Origin of the sequence: Streptococcus sp. cx1 (genome assembly GCF_052384325.1) — a bacterium.
GTDB lineage: Bacteria > Bacillota > Bacilli > Lactobacillales > Streptococcaceae > Streptococcus > Streptococcus salivarius_G.
In genome coordinates this window covers 129,525-154,092 of the sequence record NZ_JBQSUN010000004.1, presented here as the reverse complement: position 1 = coordinate 154,092, position 24,568 = coordinate 129,525, and the positions used below count along the sequence as shown (strand labels likewise).

26 protein-coding genes are annotated in these 24,568 nt (G+C 39.7%); 4 read left to right on the top strand and 22 right to left on the bottom strand.

The features are described 5' to 3' along the window. Positions 1 to 86: 86 nt before the first annotated feature. Positions 87 to 623 (bottom strand): DUF177 domain-containing protein, encoded by a 537-nt coding sequence (locus ACT170_RS06900; protein WP_002883813.1) that lies wholly within the window; start codon positions 621 to 623, stop codon positions 87 to 89. Between the two features lie 298 nt (positions 624 to 921). Between ACT170_RS06900 and rsmG the strand changes: the two genes are divergently transcribed. The 3 genes from rsmG to ACT170_RS06885 all read left to right on the top strand — a co-directional run bounded on the left by rsmG (position 922) and on the right by ACT170_RS06885 (position 3,779). Then, on the top strand, positions 922 to 1,635 hold the full coding sequence (gene rsmG / locus ACT170_RS06895) for a 16S rRNA (guanine(527)-N(7))-methyltransferase RsmG (RefSeq protein WP_037610619.1): 714 nt from the start codon (positions 922 to 924) through the stop codon (positions 1,633 to 1,635). A gap of 68 nt (positions 1,636 to 1,703) precedes the next feature. Then, positions 1,704 to 3,068 (top strand): TrkH family potassium uptake protein, encoded by a 1,365-nt coding sequence (locus tag ACT170_RS06890; protein WP_081721210.1) that lies wholly within the window; start codon positions 1,704 to 1,706, stop codon positions 3,066 to 3,068. 39 nt (positions 3,069 to 3,107) lie between these two features. Then, positions 3,108 to 3,779 carry a potassium channel family protein gene (locus ACT170_RS06885; RefSeq protein ID WP_022496217.1) on the top strand — a complete coding sequence of 224 codons (672 nt, stop codon included), beginning with the start codon at positions 3,108 to 3,110 and terminating at the stop codon, positions 3,777 to 3,779. 89 nt (positions 3,780 to 3,868) lie between these two features. Here ACT170_RS06885 and ACT170_RS06880 read toward each other — a convergent pair whose 3' ends face one another. The 21 genes from ACT170_RS06880 to ACT170_RS06780 form a co-directional block, all read right to left on the bottom strand. After that, positions 3,869 to 4,699: an energy-coupling factor transporter transmembrane component T family protein gene (locus ACT170_RS06880; protein ID WP_021143559.1), complete on the bottom strand. Its 831-nt coding sequence runs from the start codon at positions 4,697 to 4,699 to the stop codon at positions 3,869 to 3,871. Then, a complete protein-coding gene (locus ACT170_RS06875) occupies positions 4,692 to 6,368 on the bottom strand; it encodes an ABC transporter ATP-binding protein (protein ID WP_021143558.1) in 1,677 nt (558 codons plus the stop codon). Before ACT170_RS06875 ends, ACT170_RS06880 begins: the two co-directional genes overlap by 8 nt. 65 nt (positions 6,369 to 6,433) lie before the next feature. Next, on the bottom strand, positions 6,434 to 6,979 hold the full coding sequence (locus tag ACT170_RS06870) for an ECF-type riboflavin transporter substrate-binding protein (RefSeq protein WP_013990055.1): 546 nt from the start codon (positions 6,977 to 6,979) through the stop codon (positions 6,434 to 6,436). 9 nt (positions 6,980 to 6,988) lie between these two features. After that, a complete protein-coding gene (locus ACT170_RS06865) occupies positions 6,989 to 7,837 on the bottom strand; it encodes an SAM hydrolase/SAM-dependent halogenase family protein (protein WP_002883782.1) in 849 nt (282 codons plus the stop codon). Between the two features lie 149 nt (positions 7,838 to 7,986). Then, positions 7,987 to 9,195 (bottom strand): serine/threonine transporter SstT, encoded by a 1,209-nt coding sequence (gene sstT / locus ACT170_RS06860; RefSeq protein ID WP_175057399.1) that lies wholly within the window; start codon positions 9,193 to 9,195, stop codon positions 7,987 to 7,989. A 122-nt stretch (positions 9,196 to 9,317) separates the two neighbouring features. Next, positions 9,318 to 10,010, bottom strand: a complete 693-nt coding sequence (locus ACT170_RS06855; protein WP_002883771.1) for a methionine ABC transporter permease — start codon at positions 10,008 to 10,010, stop codon at positions 9,318 to 9,320. After that, positions 10,010 to 11,077, bottom strand: a complete 1,068-nt coding sequence (locus tag ACT170_RS06850) for a methionine ABC transporter ATP-binding protein (RefSeq protein WP_175057398.1) — start codon at positions 11,075 to 11,077, stop codon at positions 10,010 to 10,012. Before ACT170_RS06850 ends, ACT170_RS06855 begins: the two co-directional genes overlap by 1 nt. Further along, the gene (locus ACT170_RS06845) at positions 11,070 to 12,443 is read right to left on the bottom strand and encodes a M20/M25/M40 family metallo-hydrolase (protein WP_444818152.1); all 1,374 of its coding nucleotides are present in this window, start codon (positions 12,441 to 12,443) and stop codon (positions 11,070 to 11,072) included. The genes ACT170_RS06850 and ACT170_RS06845 overlap by 8 nt, the downstream gene beginning before the upstream one ends. A gap of 60 nt (positions 12,444 to 12,503) precedes the next feature. Continuing rightward, complete coding sequence (locus tag ACT170_RS06840) at positions 12,504 to 13,406, bottom strand: MetQ/NlpA family ABC transporter substrate-binding protein (RefSeq protein ID WP_410532578.1); 903 nt, start codon at positions 13,404 to 13,406, stop codon at positions 12,504 to 12,506. A gap of 159 nt (positions 13,407 to 13,565) precedes the next feature. Beyond that, entirely contained in the window at positions 13,566 to 14,414 is an 849-nt protein-coding gene (locus ACT170_RS06835; RefSeq protein WP_060973163.1) for an amino acid ABC transporter substrate-binding protein, read from the bottom strand. Between the two features lie 165 nt (positions 14,415 to 14,579). Beyond that, positions 14,580 to 15,296: an energy-coupling factor ABC transporter ATP-binding protein gene (locus ACT170_RS06830; protein WP_049545722.1), complete on the bottom strand. Its 717-nt coding sequence runs from the start codon at positions 15,294 to 15,296 to the stop codon at positions 14,580 to 14,582. Position 15,297: 1 nt separating this feature from the next. Then, entirely contained in the window at positions 15,298 to 16,077 is a 780-nt protein-coding gene (locus ACT170_RS06825) for an energy-coupling factor transporter transmembrane component T (protein ID WP_013990046.1), read from the bottom strand. Continuing rightward, positions 16,074 to 17,051, bottom strand: a complete 978-nt coding sequence (gene cbiM / locus ACT170_RS06820; protein ID WP_444818151.1) for a cobalt transporter CbiM — start codon at positions 17,049 to 17,051, stop codon at positions 16,074 to 16,076. The genes ACT170_RS06825 and cbiM overlap by 4 nt, the downstream gene beginning before the upstream one ends. A 3-nt stretch (positions 17,052 to 17,054) precedes the next feature. Continuing rightward, positions 17,055 to 17,894, bottom strand: a complete 840-nt coding sequence (locus ACT170_RS06815) for an urease accessory protein UreD (RefSeq protein ID WP_444818150.1) — start codon at positions 17,892 to 17,894, stop codon at positions 17,055 to 17,057. A 1-nt stretch (position 17,895) separates the two neighbouring features. Next, the gene (ureG, locus tag ACT170_RS06810; protein ID WP_444818149.1) at positions 17,896 to 18,510 is read right to left on the bottom strand and encodes an urease accessory protein UreG; all 615 of its coding nucleotides are present in this window, start codon (positions 18,508 to 18,510) and stop codon (positions 17,896 to 17,898) included. A gap of 29 nt (positions 18,511 to 18,539) precedes the next feature. Next, positions 18,540 to 19,253 carry an urease accessory protein UreF gene (locus tag ACT170_RS06805; protein ID WP_060972178.1) on the bottom strand — a complete coding sequence of 238 codons (714 nt, stop codon included), beginning with the start codon at positions 19,251 to 19,253 and terminating at the stop codon, positions 18,540 to 18,542. Next, positions 19,243 to 19,695 carry an urease accessory protein UreE gene (gene ureE / locus ACT170_RS06800; protein WP_002949549.1) on the bottom strand — a complete coding sequence of 151 codons (453 nt, stop codon included), beginning with the start codon at positions 19,693 to 19,695 and terminating at the stop codon, positions 19,243 to 19,245. Before ureE ends, ACT170_RS06805 begins: the two co-directional genes overlap by 11 nt. Positions 19,696 to 19,835: 140 nt before the next feature. Then, on the bottom strand, positions 19,836 to 21,554 hold the full coding sequence (gene ureC, locus ACT170_RS06795; RefSeq protein WP_002886560.1) for an urease subunit alpha: 1,719 nt from the start codon (positions 21,552 to 21,554) through the stop codon (positions 19,836 to 19,838). Positions 21,555 to 21,569: 15 nt separating this feature from the next. Beyond that, positions 21,570 to 21,881, bottom strand: coding sequence for an urease subunit beta (locus ACT170_RS06790; protein ID WP_002886559.1), 312 nt, complete (start codon positions 21,879 to 21,881; stop codon positions 21,570 to 21,572). 11 nt (positions 21,882 to 21,892) lie between these two features. Beyond that, positions 21,893 to 22,195, bottom strand: a complete 303-nt coding sequence (locus ACT170_RS06785; RefSeq protein WP_002886558.1) for an urease subunit gamma — start codon at positions 22,193 to 22,195, stop codon at positions 21,893 to 21,895. A 24-nt stretch (positions 22,196 to 22,219) separates the two neighbouring features. Continuing rightward, entirely contained in the window at positions 22,220 to 22,735 is a 516-nt protein-coding gene (locus ACT170_RS06780; RefSeq protein ID WP_048790674.1) for an AmiS/UreI family transporter, read from the bottom strand. 406 nt (positions 22,736 to 23,141) lie between these two features. On the opposite strand from ACT170_RS06780, the gene ACT170_RS06775 reads away from it, so the two are divergent. Then, positions 23,142 to 24,533, top strand: coding sequence for a DUF4153 domain-containing protein (locus ACT170_RS06775; protein ID WP_444818161.1), 1,392 nt, complete (start codon positions 23,142 to 23,144; stop codon positions 24,531 to 24,533). Positions 24,534 to 24,568 lie beyond the last annotated feature (35 nt).

The window sequence follows — 24,568 nt, the reverse complement described above, 5'->3', positions numbered from 1 at the left end:
AATGAATAAATCCGAAAATTAACTTCTAATGATATAATAATATAGATTTTTAAAATTGTCAAACATTTTTAGTTTGTTTTTTTGAATTAATTTTCATCAAAAAGACCGTTCAATTGGGCAAAGGGATTACTTGCCTCTTTTTTCTCCTGTTGAAGTGCGGCAAAGTCCTCTTCTGACAAGACTTCCCAGTCATTCCCAGAGAGCGAAATTTGTCCTGATTCTTCCTCAGGTGTTAGTACTCTCAAAGGAATATTAAGAAGAATATTATCTAGAATACTCTCATCAAGATTAATAGTATCCCCATCCAAGATAAGAACTAGATTTTCTTCGACTAATTCTTTTTGAAGAGCAGCATCTGCCTCTTGTATAAAGGTTTCTGAAACCGGATAGTTAAAACTAAGTGTCACAGGTTCAAGTGAACGGCTAGATGGCAGGGTAATATCATAGCTAAGTTGATAATCCAAAAGGTACAAACCATTGTCATAGGCTACCTGCCCACTTGCTTGAATCTGTTCAAGATTTAAAACTTGATCATAGCGTTCTTTAATAGACTCCAACAAAGAAGGTGCTTCGTTAAAGGCGAGCCCTTCTGGAGACTTTCTAACTTCTGAAAGATAAATCATTTTTAATCCTCAAATTAAATTTCCCCATAGGGGTCTATTTTCAATCCACAAGACCATAATCCCCTACATTCACTTTTCATTAGAGAGCATGATTATGATTTTAGACTTAATTAGTATTATATCAAATTTTTAAGAAAAAATAACACCTTTAATATTACATATTTCTTAAACTTAGAACTTTTTTCAAAGCTAATGAGAAACTTACTCGGACCCAGTTTTCATCTGTCCTATAGAGTTAGATGAAAGCTCTTAATTATGGTAAAATAAGAGCATTGAAACTAGATAAAAGGAATATATAATGACACCTGAAGATTTTTACAAGGCTTTGAAAGAACTGGGGTTCAATCTCAGCCAAAAACAAAAAGACCAATTCCAACGCTACTTTGAGCTTTTGGTAGAATGGAACGAAAAGATCAACCTTACTGCAATCACAGAAAGAGACGAGGTCTACCTCAAACATTTCTATGATTCTTTGGCTCCTGTTCTTCAAGGGCATATTAAAAATCAAAGTATTCGACTTCTGGATATCGGAGCTGGAGCTGGATTTCCAAGTCTCCCTATGAAAATCCTTTGCCCTGAGCTTGATGTGACTATCATCGACTCTCTTAATAAACGCATCAATTTCCTCAATCTCTTGGCTGATGAACTTGAGCTCAGCGGTGTTCACTTCTATCATGGACGTGCAGAGGATTTTGGACAAGACAAGGCCTTCCGTGCTCAGTTTGATATTGTTACTGCCCGTGCCGTCGCACGCATGCAGGTTCTCTCAGAATTGACTATTCCTTTCTTGAAGGTTGGTGGACAACTTATTGCACTTAAAGCTGCAGCAGCTGATGAAGAGTTAGCCGATGCTAAAAATGCCTTGAACTCGCTTTTTGCCAAGCCTATTCTCAACGAGAACTACAGACTGCCAAATGGGGATGGACGTAATGTCACTATTGTCGATAAGAAAAAAGAAACCCCATATAAATACCCACGTCGTGCTGGAATTCCTAACAAGAAGCCGCTATAACGTTTATCCAAGGAGGTGTCTTACTCCTTGGATTATTATTTACTCTTATGATAACTCGGAGGTTTTCATTGATCAATCGTCTTTCTTTCACGCAAAAGCTGGTGCTCAGCTTTGTCTTTGTCATTATAGTGGGAAGTATTTTACTTAGCCTTCCTATAAGCCACTATGCTAATAGTCCAGAAACAAGCTACCTAGATCATCTCTTCAATACTGTGTCAATGGTCTGTGTAACTGGACTTTCTGTTGTCCCGGTCAGTAAGGCTTACAATGGTCTCGGTCAAATTTTCTCTATGCTTCTCATGCAGACGGGAGGACTTGGGCTCGTCTCTCTTATAGCCTTTAGCACCTATACCCTGAAAAATAAATTAGGACTGAGTGATCAAGATCTCCTTCAATCCGCACTTAGCAGGGATAACCAAAAAGATTTGAAAGCTTATCTTTTTAAGGTCTATAAAATTACTTTTTCTATTGAAGCTTTGGCAGCACTTGTGATCATGACTGATTTCGTTCCTCGTTTTGGACTTGGTCACGGCATTTTTAATAGTCTCTTTCTAGCTGTCTCTGCCTTTTGTAATGCTGGATTTGACAACTTAGGTTCTAACAGTTTACAGGATTATGCAACCAATCCAACCATTAACCTTGCTGTAGCTTTTCTCATTATGTCTGGAAGTTTGGGATTTGCAGTTTGGATTGATTTGATTCAACTATTGCGACGTTATATTAAAGATCGTCCAAGGAATTGGAAATTAGCTTGTAGACCTCTCAGCAATCAAAGTCGTCTTGTTCTTATAAGTACAGGCTGTCTCCTCTTAGGAGGAACACTACTTGCTTGGTTACTGGAAATGGATAACTCTAAGACAATCGGTACTCTCAATGTCTGGCAACAACTTCTGGTAAGTTTCTTTCAGACTGTAACCATGCGTACCGCTGGTTTTGCGACTATTTCCTATACCAATGCCGATTTCTCCACAAATCTTCTTTTTATGATTCAAATGATTATTGGGGGTGGTCCTGGAGGAACTGCGGGTGGTATCAAGGTGACAACTGCCTCTATCATGTTCCTGCTTTTTAAGTCAGAACTATCTGTTAACTCGAGCGTTGTTTTTCGAAATCGTATTATATCTAATAAGACTGTTTTGCAAGCATTCACAGTTATACTCTTTTTCCTAACAATGCTCTTTGTCGGCTATGTTATTTTGCTGGAGACTAATCCTACTCTCTCGCCACTAGGCCTACTTTTTGAGAGTGTGTCAGCCATTGCTACCGTTGGTGTTTCAATGGATTTGACCCCTAATCTAAATACTCTAGGACGACTCGTTATCATGTCTCTGATGTTCATTGGCCGTGTTGGACCTATCACTGTTCTCTTGAGCTTGATGACCAAAAAAGAAAAGCATGTCTCTTATGCCCCAACTGATATTTCAGTTGGCTAAACAATTTTATTCATTGACAATATTCTGAAAGGATTTTATATGAAAACACAAATTATTGGGGTCCTCGGTTTGGGAATCTTTGGACAAACCATTGCAACCGAACTCTCCTCTTTTGGACAAGACGTTATCGCCTTAGATAATAACTCTACAACAATTGATTCCCTTGCTGATCAGGTGACTAAGGCCGCTGTTGGTGACATTACTGACATTGACTTTCTACGTTCTGCTGGTATTGATACTTGCGATACGGTCATTATTGCAACTGGAGAACACCTAGAATCGTCTGCGCTAGCGCTCTTGCAGTGCAAAAAACTTGGTATTAAGAATATTATTGCCAAAGCTATGAATAACAATTATGAGGAAGTCCTTTACGGAATGGGTGCTAACTGGGTCATCACTCCTGAACGTAGCACAGCAAAAGAATTGGCTTCAAATATCCTCCGCTATAACATATCAAATGTTTTTCATTTAGAGGATGACGTAGCTTTAATTGAACTTAAAATTCCTAGTGAATGGGCTGGAAAGTCCTTGCATACTTTAAATCTAAGACAAAATTATAACGTCAATGTTATTGGTTTTAGAGATGAGAAAAGTGGCAAGTTAAACACCCACTTTGACCCAAGTAAGAAACTACCTGATGAAGGGATCATACTAGTTGTCGCTGACAATCGAACACTAGAAAAATTTGATTATTTAGGATATTTAAAATAACAAAAAACGTTCCAATCTCGTTCATCTAGACAAGACTGGAACGTTTTTAGTTGTGCTTAATAGCATACTTTTACTAAAAGCCAAGAATATCATCCCCATGGATTGTAAAAACGACCATGATTGAGGAAGATTAAGCCTATACTAATCCCCAATAAAAGAATAGCTGACACGATGACAAGGTAATCTTGTTTCATCAAAGATTTATGCACATACCAGGTACGTTTTTTATAGCGACCAAATCGACGTAGCTCCATAGCTGTCGATATGGTATCAATTCGTTCGAGAGATGAAAAAATTAGTGGAAGAACAATTTGGAGATTCCCGCGAATACGTTTGACCAATCCCGACTTTTGCGACAAATCCAAACCACGAGCCTCTTGAGCCTTACGAATCGTAAAGAATTCTTCTTGGACATCTGGAATATAACGCAAGGTTAAACTAACGGAATAGGCAAATTTATAAGGAATTCCAATCTGATTAAGACTAGCCGCAAACTGACTCGGATGAGTGGTCATAAGAAAAAGAATGGCAAGAGGGACCGTTGAAAAATACTTAAGCAATAGATTTGCAAGGTAAAAAAGCTCCTGACTGGTTAGATAGAAACGCCCCCAGCCTTCAATAAGAACTGTCTTTGCTCCGTAAATTTCTTCACCATAACCAGGTGCGAAAAGGTAGACCATAAGTAAATTAAAGAGGGCAATGGATCCAATAATCTTAACAACAAAAGAAATATCTCGCCAACGAATCTTAGCCAAATAAAAGAGATAAATGGAAAGTAAGCCTACTGCTAGGATAAAGCGTGGATCATAGGTTGCCATACAGGCAACTGAAACCAAGATAAAGAAAAGCATCTTACTTGCCCCAGACAAATCATAGAGGAAACCTTGACCGGACTGATAACCAATTAAACGATTAGACATTAGGGCCTCCTTTTTCAATATAATACTGGGTTACTTCTACTGGATCACTTGACAATTTCTGACCCAAAGTATAAAGAGAGGTCTGCTTGAGATTGGCTGACTCTAGTAAATCCTTCTGATTAAGAATTGTAACAGGGTTGTCGTCTGCAATGATTTTACCCTCAACCACAACGAGACAACGATCGCTATATTCCAACATGAGCTGCATGTCATGGGTAATCATCACAATCGTATGACCTTGCTTCTGAAGACTGTCCAAGAAATTCATGATATCTGTGTAAGTCTTGTAATCTTGACCAGCCGTTGGCTCATCCAAGATAATGATTTCAGGTTTCAAAACTAAGATAGACGCAATGGTCACGCGCTTTTTCTGACCAAAGGAAAGCGCAGAAATGGGCCATTTACGAAAACTATAGAGACCACAAGTCTTCAAGACCTCATGAACACGCGCTTCAACCTCAGCCTCTTCAATACCTCGCAAACGCAAACCAAGAGCGACCTCATCAAAAATCATAGTTTGGCTAATCATCTGATTTGGGTTTTGCAAAACAAAGCCTATACGTTCTGAACGCTCGGCGATGCTATCCTGGCTAATATCCTGCCCCTTGTAAGTTAATTTTCCTTGACTTGGGACAAAACCACATAGAGCCTTGGCAAGAGTCGACTTTCCAGCCCCATTTTTACCGACAATCGCTAGTCGCTCACCTTTTTTCAAGCTAAAGGACAGATCCTCTATGATTGCTGGATTATCTCCATAGGAAACGCTAAGCCCCTCAACCTTCAAAATAGAGTCACTCGAACTGTCTTTTTTATCCTTCAAAACTCTGTCTGGCAGAGCAAGGCCAGATAGGTCTAAAGCATCTAATTGACTAAGATTTTGTGCACTCCTTGTGTCAAATCCCAACTGACGTAAAACCGTCACATATAGAGGTTCGCGAATCCCATTTTCTAGCAAGAGCGTACTCGATAAGAGCTCATCTGGGCTACCATTAAAGAGGAGCTCTCCTTCATTGACCAATAAAATGCGGTCAACGGGACGATAAAGAACATCTTCTAGGCGATGTTCAATAATAATCGTCGTAGCTCCCACCTCCTTGTGGATCTTATCAATGAGATCAATGGTTTCCTGTCCTGATTTAGGATCTAAATTTGCCAGAGGCTCATCAAATAAAAGAATAGGACTCTCATCAATCAAGACACCAGCCAAACTGACTCGTTGCTTTTGGCCACCTGATAAATCTTGAGGGCGGTGATTCAAAAGAGAGGTCAAGTCTAGACGCTCAGCCCAGAGGGCTACCTTATCTTTCATCTCACTTTGATCAGCACAATCATTCTCCAAAGCAAAAGCCAAATCCTCGGCTACTGTTAGGCCAATAAACTGACCATCTGGATCCTGCAATACCGTAGATACCAACTGTGACTTATCATAGATAGATTGCTTGAAAATATCCTGACCATCTATCCTTACCTGGCCTTGTGCCTGACCTTTATGAATATTAGGTATGATACCATTGAGACACTGAGCTAGGGTCGACTTTCCACTGCCAGAAGGACCTAAGATGAGGACTTTCTCGCCCTTGGCAATATCAAAGCTGATATCTTTAAGCGTCGCTTCTGCTTGCGCATCATATTGAAATGTAAACTGATTAAAACTAATGTATTTATCCATGTTTCTACTAAAAAAGAGAGGAGGTATCAAAACAAACTGACAGTCCCACTCTCCTATGATTCATGCTAGTCTTTTGTAAGACTACCAGATTGTGTACGTGAGCTAGCATAGATTGCAAGAAGGAGGGTTCCTCCAATTGCAATTGTAATAAAGTTAGCTACGCCAGCTACAAAACTTTGTGCATAAAGGTATGACCAGGCTTGTGCAAATTGGAGTCTATCACCAATAGGGGTAACGATACCATAGGCAATAAGGAGGGCCAATGCTTGTACTAGGTTAAACCAAATCATACTCATCAAAGAAAACTTGCCAGTTGTCACATCATATTTTTTGTTGAATAGACCAATTACAAGTCCTGTAATAGCACTTGCAAGTACCCAAGCCCATGAGATATTTCCGTATTGGATGCCATCTTTAAGCGCATGGCCAATGAAGCCCATAAAGAAACCTGTAATAGGCCCAAAAATCACTGAGAATAGGGCTTGAACAGCATACTGAAGTTGGATACTAGTATTCCCAAAAATAGGGATATTAACAAACATACCAATGATAATAAAGAGTGCTGCACCAATACCTGTCGCAACTACTGTACGAATTGAATTATTTTTCATAATCTTACTTTAATCTCCTAAACGTTTGATTTCAATGTGCCAGTTAGACCCTACACCAACATTATAGGCCTTGGCAAAAGACCCTTGGTTAATGGCTAAGCCAACACGATAGAGGGAATTGATATAAATAATTGGCTGACCGATACGAACATCCGCAAAAGATTTCCCATAGGTAACTTGGTTTTGGTAGACCAACATATCATTGTTAAAGATGGTTACTTCGAATCGATCACCAAAGTTTGGTTCCAACGCGTAAAAGTCATCACGTGTGATAGAGGTCCACAGAGAGCCGAAACGGACGTCCAAAATGTCAATCGCCCCACGAACCAAATTATCCTCTATGATGGTTTCAACCACTGGAAGTTCTAGAATTTTGTCCACAGGTAACTCAGGACCAACTTCTTCAAAACTGATATGACCAGAAGCTAATTTGGCACCTGTATAGGCATAAACATCACGACCATGGAAGGTATAAGAAAGCTCTGTATTACTACGACGATTCTCAACCTCGGAAATCTCACGAACAGCCTCGATACCAACAACCTTCTTGATATAAGAAAGTGTCCCGTTATCTGGTGTGACGATATATTGCCCCGTCTTTGTTAAGGCAACCACACTTTTACGTGAGGAACCTACACCCGGATCAACTACCGAAACAAAGGTTGTCCCCTCAGGCCAGTATTCAACGGTCTGAAACAGACGATAGGAAGCCTCAAAAGTGTTGTAGGGAGTAATATCATGTGTCAGGTGATGAACTCCCAAACTAGGTTCTTCCTGAAGGGCCACACCAATCATAGCCGAAACAGCACCGTCAACCAAACCAAAGTCTGATTGAAGCACCAATAAATTATTAGTCATAAATGTTTTACCTTTTCTCTTTGAACGGTTTATTTTACCATATTTTAAGGGCTTTTTAAAGATGATAGATTCTTGAGCTAGCTATAGTCTTTGACTATGTTTTCTCTAAATCAAAAAGCCAGCCAAATAGGCCGACCTTATACAATTAGCTATACTTTCTTCCAACGGCTCTTTTCTGCTACTGCTGTAAAGAGAACGTCTGTTGAAGAGTTAAGGGCTGTTTCACAAGAGTCTTGAATGACACCTACGATAAAGCCGACACCGACAACTTGCATAGCCAAATCATTTGAGATACCGAAGAGGCTACATGCCACTGGCACTAATAGGAGGGATCCTCCTGCAATACCTGAGGCACCACAAGCAGAAATAGCTGAAACCACACTAAGAATGAGTGCTGTCGCAAAATCGACCTGAATTCCCAAAGTCGTTACTGCAGCAAGCGTTAGGACATTGATTGTCACGGCTGCTCCAGCCATATTAATAGTTGACCCCAAAGGGATAGAAACTGAATAGGTATCAGGATTCAAACCAAGATCCTTACAAAGTTGAAGGTTAACTGGAATATTGGCTGCTGACGAGCGAGTAAAGAAGGCTGTAATCCCAGAGTCTTTCAAACAACGGAAAACTAGTGGGAAAGGATTTTTGCCCATCATCACAAAAGCAATGATTGGATTAACAACCAAGGCAACAAAGGCCATTGTTCCCACTAAAACAAGGATTAGGACCCCATAATCTGCCAAAACACCAACACCATTCTCAGAAATAGTATTAAAGACAAGACCAAGGATACCAAATGGGGCCAAGTTGATAATCCAACGAACGATTTGTGAAGTCACTTCTGCCAAGGTATTAAGCAAATCCTTCGTGTGATTGCTAGCTGCTCGCATGGCAAAACCAAAGACAACTGCCCATACCAAAACACCAATATAGTTAGCTTGAGCCAAGGCATTGACAGGGTTATCCACCATCTTAAGCAATAAATCTTTAAAGACTTCTCCCACACCTTGAGGTGCTGTCGCTTTAGTCGCTGTAGCTGCTCCCAACTTCAGAGAAATTGGAAAAATATAGTGAGAAATAACTGCCGTCAAAGCAGCCGCAAAGGTCCCAAAGAGATAAAGAACAATAACTGTCTTCATGTTGCTTTGTTGACCTTCTCGCGTTTGGGAAAGGGCATTGGCAACCAAGGCAAAGACCAAAAGTGGGGCAATTGCCTTCAAACCACCAACAAACATGTCTCCTAAGAGACCAATAACCGTAAACTTAGGAACAAGCAAACCAAGCACAGCACCCACTACCACACCAATGGCAATGCGCTTAATTAGACTGGTTCTATTCCAAGTTGAAATAAAACGTTTCATAACTCATTAACTCCTTTTTTATGGTTAGTCAACCATAAAGCATTCGATAGCTTCCATACTATGATAAATATCTGAAATCGTCAAGACATTAGAAAAGCCTGTGGCAAACAGGCTCTCAAATCCTATTTATGACTCAATTTACGAGTCAAGAAATCACCCAAGAATTGGATAAGGAAAATCAAAATCAAAATTAAGAAAGTTGCCAAAATGGTAACTGATGTACTAGAACGGTTATATCCATAGTAGATGGCGATGTAACCAAGACCACCTGCACCGATAGCACCGGCCATTGCAGTTTCACCGACTAGGGAAATCAGAGTTACGGTTGATACACGAACCAACTCAGGTAGACCTTCACCAAGGTAAACCTTAATCGTATCCCAAAGTGTAGCACCACTTGCTTGTGCTGCTTCAATAACGCCACGGTCAAGATCTGCAAGTACCACCTGTACTTGACGTGCAAAGAATGGGAAGGTTGCAGCTGACAATGGAACCAAGGCAGCTGTCATACCAAGGTTAGTCCCCACGATAAAGTAAGTGAAGCCTTTCAAAATCGCCAAGAGGATGATGAAAGGAATGGCACGAAAGATTGAAGTGATTTTATCCAAGATTTGGAAAACAAATTTATTTTCAATAACTCCACGAGGACCTGTCAATACCAAGAAGAGCCCCATAACAAGACCAAGAAGTCCCCCAATGATGAAGGAAATAACCGTCATGTAGAGAGTCGCATAGATGGCGTCTGGCCAAGAGTTAACCCCCTGCATACCGATACGATAAATATCTGGAAAGTTTTGTTGAATCCAATCTGCCATTATTGGGCTCCTTTCTTAAGTACTTGCAAGCTGACACCTGCATTTTCAATCGCTTTTTGAGCAGCAAGAACCTTATCTGCCTCACCATCCAAGACAACGACCAATTCACCAACAGGAGTATCACCTAGAATCTCAACATTACCATAAAGAATGTTACTTGAAACTCCGTAATCTTTGAAAATTTCCGTCAAGAGTGGCTCATCTGTTGAAGAACCAGCATATTTAAGTTGAACGAGAAGGGCTGAGCTTGGTAAGTTTTTCACCAAAGGTTGTGCATTAATCTTAGCCAAGGCATCTTCAATCCCTGCTGCAGTTTCAATAAATTCTTGTGTCAAATCTTCTTGAGGATTTGAGAAGATCTCAAGGACACTACCCTCTTCCAAAAGTTGACCATTTTGCATAACGGCAACACGATTACAAATATCTTTAACAATTTGCATTTCGTGGGTGATCATAACCACTGTCAAACCAAGCTTTTTATTCAAATCCTGCAAAAGTGAAAGAATTTGCTTAGTTGTTTTAGGGTCAAGGGCTGATGTAGACTCATCTGAAATCAAGATTTCAGGATCATTAGCCAAGGCTCGGGCAATCGCTACACGTTGTTTTTGACCACCTGATAATTGTGCAGGATAGTTTTCAGCACGATCAGCCAAATCAACCAATTCCAAAAGACCACGAATTTTTTTGTCTTTCTCTTCATTGCTTAGTTTAGAATGACGAAGGGCAAAGGCTACATTTTCATAAGCCGTCTTTTGAGCCATAAGGTTAAAGTGTTGGAAAATCATCCCAATCGTTTGACGTTTCTGACGCAATTCTTTTGTCGACAATTGGACCTTACCATCTGCAAAAGTCACATCTTTACCGATAGTGATTTTACCAGCTGTAGGCACTTGCAAAAGATTGATTGCGCGCACAAGGGTAGATTTACCAGCCCCTGAATAACCAACAATTCCGTAAATATCACCTTTTTCAATCTGGATAGACACATCCTTAACCGCTTGAATAGTGCGGCGTTTCTGTGTAAAGGTGATATCAATATTTTTCAAATCAATAATGACATTACTCATAACTTGCAATTAACTCCTTAATTAGTTCAATGTGGGTGTAGTAATCTGCTAAGCTAACATTTTCATCCCCACCATGGTCACGACTGTTAGCATTCCCTATACCAAAGGCTGCCATTGGTACACCCAAAGCTTGATGAATCATATGCATAGGCCCTGTACCTGCTGACGTTGGAAGTACAGCAACACCTTCTTTATAAAAGCCTTTTGCTAACTCAATAACATTGACAATAGCTGGATCAGACATATCACTACGATAACTTTCTTCACCAAGAGTGAAGGTCACCTTGATACGGTCAAATCCTTCTTTTTTAAGGTGAGCCTTGATACACTCCAAAACGTACTCAGGCGTCAAGCCAGGGACCAAACGCATCTCCATCTTAGCTCTGGCTTGAGCTGGTAAGATAGTCTTAACCCCTTGCCCCTGATAACCTGTTGAAATACCTTCAATGGAAAGGGCAGGTTCAAAATAGTAAGTTTTTAAGAAAGCTCGGCGGTCACTTTCTAAAATGGGTAGTTTTAAGCCGTAAATCTTACGAAGACTATCTGCATTTTCAATGGCATAAGTTTCGATAAGATCCATCTCTCGTTCGTTTGGTTGGACAATCTTTTCATAGATGCCGTCGATAAGGATACGTCCCTGATCATCTCTCATGCTTGAGATAGCGTTGAGCAAGTACCATGAGGCCGATTCAATCACGGCACCAAATTTAGAGTGGATATCAACATCAGCACTCTCGACAGACAAGTCAAAGGTAATAATCCCCTTGTTGCCCCCTGTGATTTCCAATTGACCTTTACTATTTCGATTTCCTTGTTCCCAAACCAATAGGTCTGCTGGAAGAAGGTCATCTCGGTATTTTTCCAAATATTTTTCAAGGTCAGTTGATGCAGATTCTTCAGCCCCTTCCATCATAAACGTAATATTTACAGGAAGGTCGCCAACTTCTCGAATATATTTCCGAAGGGCTGTCAAACGAGCTGTAATATGCCCCTTATCATCATCAACACCACGACCATACATGTAGCCCTTACGAACAGTCAGACGGAAAGGTTCATCTGTCCATGGCTGATCATTATCCGCAGGAACCGTATCATAGTGTTGATAGAAAATAATTGTTTTCGCATCTGGATTTGGACTCTTGAATTTTGCCAAGACAAAAGGTGCCGTATAGGTCTCGTCAATTGTCACCTCTGCACCAACACCAGAGAAAATCTCACCAAGGTAAGCAGCCACATCATAGAGACCAATATTTTGAGCAAAAATAGATTTTTTAGAAATCAAAGTCCGCAAAACTTCAAAATAGTGCTGAGCAATTTCATCGTTACGAAATTTCCGTAACTGCTCTTCTTCACTTGAAAATGCCATCAAATCGTCTCCTTCATACACGACAAAACGGCGTGCTCTCACACGCCCTCTGTCCTTAGCTTATTTCTTTGAATTAGCTTTCAATTGATCTTGTGTTGGGGCGCCTTTCCATGCTGGAAGGTCAACCTTGTTAGATGCATCATAGATGATTTGCGCTACTTCATCATTTTGGTAGGCTTTAATCAAAGTCTTGATAGCATCAACTTTATTTGATTTTTCCCAATCTTTATTAGCTGCAATGATATTGACCCAATCTTTTAAATCTTGGCTTGGATCTTCTTGGAAGAGAGTTGTGTCATAGTCAACGTTTTGTTGTTGTGCGTATGAGTTGTTAACAACTGCTGCATCAACAGATGAAAGAGTTTGGGCAGCTTGTTCAGCTGCGATTTCTTTGATATCCAATTTCTTTGGATTTTCAGAAATGTTCTTGATAGTTGCCAATTCACCATCTTTAACATCCAACTTAATCAAACCAGCTGTTTGAAGAAGTGTCAACGCACGGCTTTCGTTTGTACCATCGTTAGGTACTGAGATAGTAGCTCCATCTGGAAGCTCTTTAACATCTTTATACTTAGCCTTTCCGTTTTCAGTACCTGAGAAAAGGTGGATTGGGCTAAGAAGTGTGTCAGCTGCCGCAACAACATCACCTTTATTTTCTTTGTTCCAGTTGTTCAAGAAATAAATGTGTTGGAAAGCATTAACATCGATTTCGCCGTTTTTAAGGGCTTCATTTGGTTGGTTGTAGTCTGTGAACTCTTTCAACTCGATAGTAACACCCTTGTCTTTAGCCAATTCTTTGACTTTATCCCACAATGGCTCAGTAGTGTCATCCAAAGTCATGACACCAACTGTTAATGTTTTATCATCTTTAGCTGATTTGTTACCGCCAGCACCACAAGCAGCCAAAGCTACTGTTGAAGCGACTGCCAATCCTGTAATTCCAAGAATTTTTTTAAGTTTCATAACGAACTCCCTTTAATTGTTTTAAGTGTAAAATTATTATCCCATAGGATAAGAATTGTAGCAAATTGTTTATAATTGTATATATCTATAGTTTTTAACTATAACATGTCCTAGATTTTAATTATATGAAAAAGCTGAGATTCATTCCCAGCTCCTTTCTTATTTTTTGCTTGGAACTTTCAAAGCGTCTTTAGTTGGAATATAATCTTTGTTTCCAAGGAATTTTTCAGCCAACTTAGCCAAAGTACCATCTTTTTGGAGTTCTTCCAAACGTTTGTTTACAAATTTTTGAAGATCTTTTTGGTTATCTGCGAACAAGAAGTAGATGTATGGTTGTTGATCAGATTTAAGCTCAATCGTCTTCAAGTTGCTCAATTTATTGTTTTTGATGATTGCATTAACAGTTGGTGCATCAAAAATCTTGAAGTCGTACTTACCTTCATTCAAACTTGTCAACATTTGTGTAATATTTTCATTTGTGTAGTTAAGTTCAACTGGCTTGTCTGAATGTTTCTCATTAAACTCTGTCAATTGAGTAGCTGTCGATGTTCCTTGAACAACCTGCGTTGAGTGTCCAGCAATATCATCATATTTCTTAATATTACTATCTTTTGGAACAGTCAAAACAGCTGGTGTGGTACCAATTGGATATGAGAAGAGGTATTTTTGGTCACGTTCTTCTGAATAAGAGATATTGTTCCCAGCCATTTGGTATTTAGCTGAGTCAAGACCTGTGAAGACTGAAGACCATTCTGTTTTTTGGAATTTCACTTCATATTTGTCAGAGTCTTTGAAGACTGCTTTGGCCACTTCCACATCGTAACCAGTCAATTCACCGTTTTCTTCATATGAGAACGGTGCTGTTGTCCCAACAGTGGCAAAGTTAATTGTTTCTTTAGCACCTGAAGATTTAGATGCTTCTTTTGATGATTTAGATGAACATGCAGCAAGCAAAGCTACTGAAGCAATGGCTACACCCGTAATTCCAAGAATTTTTTTAAGTTTCATAATACTCTCCTTTGAGATTGATTGTTTTTATTGTAACAGAATTCACTAAGCTTAACTAATACTTAAACATAATCAAGGTGATAAGAAAATACTATCACCTAAAAATATCAATTGTTTGACAAAGAAAAAAGTAGGAAACCTAGAACGATTTCCTACTTATCCTTATTAATAATGTGACAAACGCTCAACTACTTGCTGGTTACTGAGCACTTCCTGGGCAGGAAAGAAATCAGCTTTGCCATCTTCGAAAAGAAGAACATCAGCCTTTTCATGATGAAGGTGCTTGAAGTGGTGAGCAGACATGATAATAGTTTTTCCAGCTGAATGAAGGTCATGTAGAAGTTCCCTAAAAAATTCTTCATATTCTTTAGAAAGATTATTGAAGGGTTCATCAAGAATATACACATCTGGATTAGTTACCATGATACTGGCAAAAGCCACTTTCTTCTTTTCTCCACCAGACAGTTGATAGGGAACGCGATCTCTTAAATCTTCAATTTTAAGCAGGGATAGCGTGTCTTGAACGCGCTGTGAGACTTCTTCTTCGGTTAGACCTAGCTGGCGAGGACCAAAAGCAATCTCATCATAGACAGTACTATTAAATAACTGACTATCCACATCCTGAAAGAGGATTCCGAGGCGACTATAAAAATCTCGTTTTTGACGTTTGTCCTTCAGCCATTCTTTGAGGTCCTTCCCTAAGAAAAGAATGCGACCAGATTCTTCCTGCTTGAAGCCAGTTAATAAACTGATAAGACTTGATTTTCCAGTCCCATTTTCCCCCATCAACATCACATATTGTCCTTGTCTAATCTCCAAATCAAGACCAGTAAAGACCTTTTTTTGTTCATAGGCACAGGCCACTTGTTTCAATTGAAACATCTCATCCTCCTAACAGAATCTGTCCTAAAATCACTGCTACTAGACCTATCAAGGCCAGCCAGTCCTTCCATGTGAATGACTGTGATGACTTGACATACTCACCAACAAAGCAACGTGCTTCCATGGCTTGAGTCAGTTCCTCACCATAGCGTATAGCTTTAAGGTATAAAATTCCCCAGATATTACTTCCAATCCGGAAACGATGGTTGCCGCCAAAGCTTCGTGCTTCAATCCCTTTGAGCAAATCCATTAATTGTTTTCCAAAGACATCGATATATTTTATGGTGATATCTAACTGGAGCAGAACAAGATCAGGAAAATGCAACCCTTTTAATGCCACTAGCATCTCACTTATTGTACTTGTCTCTGAATAATAAGCAATGGCTACGGCAATCAAAGGAAGTCTAAAAAGAAAGAGCGATTGACCTCCGCTAAGTAAGAGATGCGGTAGATAAAGAACTAAAGGGAAGATCAACAACACTACAGTTTTTTTCAAAGTTCTTACTAAAACAGAATGCGGTAAAAAAGCCACGCCAGCTCCTAAAAACAAGGCTACAATCCACAAAACTGTGAGATTTCGGCTAATTCCCACTGAAACAAGTAAGAAAAAGAGAAGTAAAACCTTAGCTGTTGGATGAAAGACTGATGCTACTTTTAAAGGATGCGTTTCAAACTTTTGAAGAAGAGCTTCCAGATGGTGACGATTCCGGATAAGAAAGTTATTTCTACCGACTTTAGTGACTACTGGGCGCTCTTCCGACATCCAATCTGGAAGAATCATTTTTCAACCTTTCTACCGAAAATCAAGCGATAGAGTATGAAGAAAATCAAAACAGCAGAGGCAGCGCTCAGGATATAACCCAAAACTTCTGGAATACCTGCGATACTATAATCTGGGAAGAGGGCATTGAATGAAAAACCATTCAACATTCCTTTTGGCGCTTGGGCTTCCACATGGTAATGAGACAATTTTTCTACCAACTCTTTGACATCCCATTCTGCAAAAGCTGTTCCCGTCGCCAATAAACCAAGTGGTGTTAGGATAATTAAGGCTAAGATAAAGAGCAATAAAGGACGTAGTTTCTTAGTCGTTATTTCCTGAGTATTATCAATATTCAAACGTTCAATGAATTCTTGAACACCGGCTGTGAAAAATCCTTCTACCAGACCGATAAGCAGGTGAGTCAAGCCCATTACTGGAAGCGTCACTCTCAAAGGGTATGGATTGTAAAGCGGATTACCACTGCTATCTTTAAAGAGAATCGGTTGAATTCCTAGTAAAACCGCAACAGTCAGGGCCGCAACTACAATTCCAATATAACCTCCAAAAAAGCTAGCAATTATCCTGTTCTTTGTCCACTTATTCAAGAGTTTATAAACAGCATAACCCATAAATGGCATGACAACAGCCATACAAAAGGCATTCGCACCAAAGGCCAAAATCCCACCATCACCAAATAGCAAAGCCTGCATAGCTAGAGCCACACTAACTGCTAAACAGGAGGCCCAAGGTCCTAACAATATAGCAATTAGCACTGCCCCAACAGCATGGGCACTCGTTCCACCTGGGGCTGGAAGATTAAACATCATGATAAGGAAGGACAAGGAAGTCCCGATTCCCAACATAGGAATCGTTTTTTTATCAGTTTCAACCTTTACCTTCACTTCCTTGACAGCCTTATACCAAATAGGCAACATAACTGCCCCCATTGCCGCACAAGTCATAGGGCTTAAGTAATTTTCAGGAATATGCATTTTTTATCTCCTCATATCATTTTTTCTCAAATTCAAAGGGGTTAATCCATGTATTTCTTGTCTAAAATAGTCTGCACAAGAATAAATGACGCGACGATTATCCTCAGCAGTTTTTCCTAAGATACGTAACACCAAACCTGGGATATCTAAGGATGAAATGGCAAAATCAGACTCAAGATTTAGCCCTTCTAAGTACTTCTGCAAAGCCTTAACAAAAGCCTCGTCAATATTTGGTGACACCATTACCAAGCTATTGTAATTACGCCAGCCTTCAAAATAACCAAGTTTAAACATATCTTGTTTCTGAGGCTCTAAGAGAGTCTGATCGCTATAAACAAGTTCATTATCTTGGTAAATTTGTGTCAAATTACGAAAATAATGGTATTGAAACGGTAAATCCTCATGAGACCAACCTGCCGTTACACCATCTGAATAAATCAAGTGGGCAGACTTATCCATATCAATACGACTTGTTTGGAAATAGCGTGATTTTAAATAGGGAATAACTTCATCAGCCATGTACTCCAAATAACTATTTTCTTCAAGTGTGATAGACGTATTCTGTTGTGTCAACTGTCCTTTCTCACACTTGTAAACATAGGTAGGTGTTTGAGTTGTCACCAAGGCATGAGCATCTTTATTAACATCAATGGTCACTTGATACTGCTCACCCTCGACAAAGCCCCCACCCATATTAATTAGGAAATAGTAAGGAACGCCATTGGCATCTGAATTATCTGCCGATACTCGAGAGTTACCTTCTTGATATTTCTTGTGGGAAATTGTACGACCATTTCTGTTTGAAAATCCAAGATGGACAAAGCCATCGTAAACTTGTGTCATCTTACAAGTCCTCTAGTAGGAAATTCTTACGAATACATTCTTCCACTTCCTTAACATTGTCATCATTATTCAAATTTGTGAAAATGAAAGAATCTTCGTTACGGAAATGAAGTGTATCTTCACGCATACGGTCTAGGTTGGCTCCAACATAAGGTGCAAGATCAGTCTTATTAATCAAGAACAAATCACTCTTAATCATCCCTTGACCAGCCTTACGTGGGATTTTTTCACCCTGAGCAACGTCAATAATATAAATGGTAAAATCAACCAAATCAGGGCTGAAGGTTGCAGCCAAGTTGTCTCCTCCACTTTCAAGGAAAATAACATCCAAATCATGGTTAAAGCGCTCTTGAAGAGTTTCAATCGCTTCAAAGTTCATAGAGGCATCCTCACGAATCGCAGTATGAGGACATCCACCAGTTTCTACACCAATGATACGGTCTTCGTCTAAGCTTGAATTTTTAGCCAAGAAAAGGGCATCTTCTTTTGTATAGATATCGTTAGTAATAACTGCTAAATTTAAGTCGGACATACGTCGTGTAAGACGCTCAAGCAAAAGGGTTTTACCTGAACCAACAGGTCCACCAACTCCAATAATTACAGTACGTTTTGTCATTGTTTTTTCCTCTCAACCTTGTTGATATTTTAGGACATGAATAGGCGGAATACCTGTGTTTCATGTTTCATCTGAGCTAATTCAAGACCAGGCGTATTGGCCCCAAGGTAGGACGCATCCAATTCTTGAATTTCTTGTGTCATTTTTTCTAATTGTGAAAAGCTACGTAAAACAATCTCCTGTCCAGCAAACTGTCCAAGGGGAATGGCACGCACAGCATTTTGAACCATCGTCGAAATCACGCTATAGCCATAAAGTGCTATGGCTTCATTACATCCCAAGCCCTTGTTAAACACATAGAGCGCAAAGACAATAGCTGGATTGCCGAAAACCTCACCCTCACGTATTTTAGACTGATAGTCATCCAATACCGGAATAGCATGAAGCCTTTGAATGAGTCGAAGCATTTGTTTAGCAATCATCTTAGTCCCCTGTCTTGTTTCACGTGCTTGCGTCGAAACTGTCAAGACCTTATCATAATGCCAAACCTGCTCTATGTTATCTGTAACCATAGCATCATAAACCAGTTTGATTACAAGACCTTCACCATATTTAAACTGACTAGCTAAATAGGCTTCTTGCCACTCTTCGTAACCTTTATCATCTGTTACAGTGTCTTCACGCAGATAATTTTCCATCCCAAATGAGTGGTTAAATGATCCAATTGGAAAGGTTGAATCGACAATTTGCACAATTTCAAGATAATCTTGCAAAGACACATTAGCAAAGGGATTAATGTTCATGGGCAGTTAAATTCACATGGCGTAGGGGTTTATCAAGGACCACTTCTTCAATCGTGTAGGCAATCTCTTTTTGAGTCAAGACTTGCTCTACAACTGGGTCAACCTCTAAATAAATCTTGGCATCTTTCACCTCAATCGGTTTATGAGTATTCCCAAGAATGTGAGCTGTGATTCCCATTTCATCCATATCTTTAGGTGAGATGACAATCAAATCCTGTGACTCAACACCAATAGCAAGGACATGGTGATCATCGATAAAAAAGGCAGATCCATTTTGCAATTTTTGTCCCTTATCAAGACGAATACCAAATTCATTCCCATGATCACTCTTCACACGAATAATTTTTTTGTTAAGATCGTCACTCGAAAGAATGACTGTTTCAATATGGTATTTATCCACATCGATATCTTTAACAAGAGCGTCTACTTTTGTAAAAATCATACTTTTTCCTTTTCTATTACATTTTAAAAATCTAGCATCAAACTCATATAGCAACTTAATAAAGCACTAAAAACGTTATGGCTATAAAATACAAAAGAGGTTGGAGGAAAAATTCCAGCCTCATTTATATAGCGTCTTCCTTAGAACAAGAAATAACGTTGAGACAATGATGTCGTATGGATTGGCTCACAAGTAACCAACTCATCATCAATAAAGACATCAAAGGTCTGTGGATCGATACGGATTGTTTTTGGAGCGTAGTCATTAAGCTTCATATCACGCTTAGTCAAGTTACGCGTATTCTTAACAGGAAGAACAATCTTATTCAAACCAATTTCTTCTTTGATACCGTGATCATAAGCATATTGAGAGACAAACGTTAGATTTGTTTCATGAACCGCTTGACCGTAAGCACCATATAATTTACGCATGATACGTGGTTGAGGTGTTGGAAGACTTGAACCAGCGTCACCCATAACACCATAAGTTAACATACCACCCTTAAGCACCAACTTAGGTTTTGCACCAAATTGTGCTGGTTCCCAGATAACCAAATCTGCAAATTTACCAACTTCTACAGAACCGATATAGTCTGCAATACCGTTAGTGATAGCAGGGTTAATTGTATATTTAGCCACGTAACGTTTGATACGGTTATTATCGTTAAACTCTGAATCCCCTTCAAGTGGACCACGCTGAGCCTTCATCTTATCAGCTAGTTGCCAACAACGCATTGCTACTTCACCGACACGTCCCATTGCCATGGCATCTGAAGTCATGATACTAAGGGCACCCATATCGTGAAGAACGTCTTCTGCAGCCACAGTTTGTTTACGTACACGTGATTCAGCAAAAGAGACGTCTTCTGGGATTTTTGGATCCAAGTGGTGACAAACCATAACCATATCTAACAACTCACCAATAGCATTTGTGGTGTATGGGTTAGTTGGGTTAGTTGATGATGGCAAAATATTTTCCTTACCAGCAAAGACCATGATATCTGGAGCATGTCCACCACCTGAACCTTCGGTATGGAAGGTATGAACGGTACGACCTTGGAAGGATTCCAAAGTATTTTCCATAAATCCACCCTCATTCAAAGAGTCAGTGTGGACCGCAAAGGAAACATCGTATTTATCCGCAACTTTAAGGGAATTATCGATTCCTGCGTAAGTCGCACCCCAGTCCTCGTGTGTCTTAATTCCTGCTGCACCAGCTTTAATTTGCTCTTCAACCACTTCAGTCTCAGAACCAACACCTTTGGCAAGGAAACCAAAGTTAGCAGGCATATCATCAACAGCTTGCAACATACGAGTAATATGGAATTTACCTGGTGTACATGTTGTTGCATTACTACCGTCAGCGGGACCAGTACCACCACCAAAGAGGGTCGTAATTCCATTATCCAAACCAAATTCAGGAAGGTCAGCAGAAATATAATGTACGTGGAGGTCAATACCACCAGCAGTCACAATCAAACCTTCTGCAGCAATGGCTTCTGTACTAGCACCCACAACAAAGTCCACATTGTCCATTGTATCTGGGTTACCACCGCGACCAATAGCAACAATCTTACCATCACGAATACCGATATCTGCTTTAATAATACCTGTATAGTCAATGATGGTTGCACCTGTAATAATGGTATCAACAACTGATGGATTGTCACGTGTTTCCGTAGCACTAACACCCATACCATCACGCAAAACTTTACCGCCACCAAACTTAGATTCCTGTCCATAAACAGTAAAGTCTTTTTCAATGGCTGCAAAAAGATTGGTATCTCCAAGACGTACGCTATCACCTACAGTTGGTCCGTAGTGTTGAGCATACTCTTCACGATCCATTTTAAAACTCATCGATTTGTCCTCTTTCTAGTCTAAGAAACCATTGACCTTGTTATTGAAACCAAAAATACGACGTTTCCCTCCAAAGTCAATAAGTTGTACTGTTTTCGTTTCACCTGGCTCAAAACGAATGGCTGTACCTGCTGGAATATCTAGACGTTTGCCTCGCGCCTTTTCACGATCAAACTGAAGACCAGCTTCGTTTGCTTCATAAAAATGGTAGTGAGAGCCCACTTGAGCAGCACGGTCACCCACATTTTTCACTTCAAGACTAATGGCTTCGTAACCACCGTTATAATCAATTGGCTCACTCGCCACATGGTATTCACCTGGAATCATTACATTTCTCCTTACTGAATAGGATCATGAACAGTAACCAGTTTTGTACTGTCCGTAAAAGTAGCTTCAACTTGAATCATTGGAATCATTTCCGCAATACCTTCCATAACATCTTCACGTGTTAAAAGATTGCGAGCTTCATCCATCAATTGGGCAACAGTTTTACCTTCTCTTGCACCTTCAAGCACATAGTCTGTAATCAAAGCAACCGCTTCTGGATGATTCAATTTGATTCCTTTATCTTTACGTCGTTGAGCAATCATAGCCGCAAGGCTAATCATCATTTTTTCCTGCTCACGCATTGTCAATTGCATCGTTTTTCCTCCTTAAATCAATGCTTACCACTTGCCCCAAAGCATCAAAAGCCCTGGAATCCAAGCTGTTACAATTCCTTCAAAAATAGCTAGGTAAGGGACAAATTTCCCTAGGTGCTTCTTAAGGTTAATTTCAATAAAGGCAGTTAGCCATAGAATACCCCACAAGAACCAAATAATACCATACCAAGCATTACCACCGTATCCAGATGTTAAGCAAAGAATCCCTGCTGGTAGCGTATTAATCGCCACAAATAAACTAAACCACCCATACAAACGTTGATCAAAATCGAAAATCGTATTGATAGCTGAGTAAAGGTAGGTGAAGGCAAATAAAAGGCCAGTGGCGCTACCATAAAACCATTCAGCGCCTTGCCCTGTACAAGCTCCATAAGCAATGACAATAATGTTGAGAATCAACCCCAAACCACCCGTAAAGATATTCATGACAACATTTGACTTATCAGGAATACCCTCTAAACGATGGAGTCCATTACTCATCAAAACCATACCAACATAGAGTAGGATGACACCTAACATAAGAACCTCCTAAGTTTTTTATGTTAATATCATACTACTTTGACAACACATGTCAACGAATTTTCAGAAATTTTGCAACATTTACATATTAGTCAAGCTAACATGTGGTGTCAAAAAATGACATTACATTTGGTAATTCTCAATAGGAGTCCTTTGCTTAATCCCAGATAAATAAACAGTTAATCTATAAAAAGCTTCCTTTAGTATTTGACTGTTTCTGACAATATAGTCCGTACAATCTATCATCCAATGTGAGCATTATATTTTTTTCTCGCCTATTTTTCCAACTCATTCTCCAGACCTAAGTCCATAGACCTATTTTTAGTAATTTTACAGTTGGGTGACAAAGATGAACGTTTTTTATGATAAAGTCTTTTTTGGACTAACATCCAAAAGGAGAATTATGATGGAAACAAATGACTATACTACTAATTTACAGCCAGTCTCCCAGGAATATTCCGACGAAAAGACTAGTCTTCAAACCAAAACCAAGAAACTCTTGGAATATTTTTCACCAAAAGACATTTGGAAAATTAAGGGACTGATTGTCGCCTGTCTCGTGGCCTGCTTCCTATATGTCACTTACTTGACCCATTTTTCCTTTGCCTTTCCAGCAACCGTTGTCTTGATAAGTACGATTGAACTGGGCTGCCGTCTATTAGGTGGAAAAGCAAAGGGAATGCGACTTGAATCGGTAATATTTATGGTCACTAGTCTACTACAAGGTTTACAAATTAGTCTTTGGGGTCTGCACGACAACTGGGGGAGCGCTCAGATTCTTTGCCTTCATGCGAGTATCCTCCTTTACTTAATGGCACGTACTGGACAAAGTAGTCAAGACCGTTTGGGAATTATGGTTTGGCTAGACCTCATATACACTAGCTGCATCTTCCCACTGAAATATTTCTTTATCGGAGCCTGGACACTACTCTATAAAACAACACCTAAACAAGAGCTCTCTGAAGAAGAAAAACATGCAGTTCAGAACCACAAATGGATGATTCTCATTAGTATCATGATTGCCTTGGTACTGACTGTATTCGCTGCTAGTCAGCTTAGTCAGGTCTTGCCTGCTTTCGGACAACTCTGGCAACAGTTCTTCCAGACACTCGCTACTCTACTTGATTTCACTATCACCTTCAAGGATAACGGATTATTGTTCTCTCGTTTAATAACCAGTATCCCTCTGGCTCTAGGACTTTTTGCTCAACTCATTGCAACCTATTTGGCAAAAGAAAAGCCACTTAGTCAAAAACGATTTGAAGGCCGTCTTAAAACAACCCGTCAGTTTCCAAAAGTAGCAGCTTATATCGTACTCGGAAGCCTCTGCCTTACTTATGCCCTATTCATATTAACTGCCACTAGTCAAATGGGAGAACTCCTTTCTCTCAACCAAGTCAACATTCCAGCCCATCAAGCCTCACATATTGCTGTTCAGGGCTTCTGGCAATTAGTTCGAGTCTCTACCCTTAACTTGGGAATCCTAGCTGGACTTTATATTTTTTCTAAAGAAAACTTCTTCACCCATAAGGGGCTTCGTTTGTTGAGTACCCTACTCTTTACTTTTGCTAGCCTCTTTGCCCTTATCGCCGGCTGGAAACTCTTTGGAGTTTATATAGCACTCTATGGTGTAACGCCACGTCGCTTACTATCAGGTTGGTTTGTCACAGTACTCTTTATTTGGTGTGTCCTAACACTTATTAGACTTTATAAGCCTATCCAGGCAACCCGTCTCGCTGTATTTTATGCAACTATCAGCTTCACCTTGGTTAGCCTCTTAGGTAGCTTTATTTTATAAGAAAAAAGAGTGGAACTAGATTAACTAGTTTCACC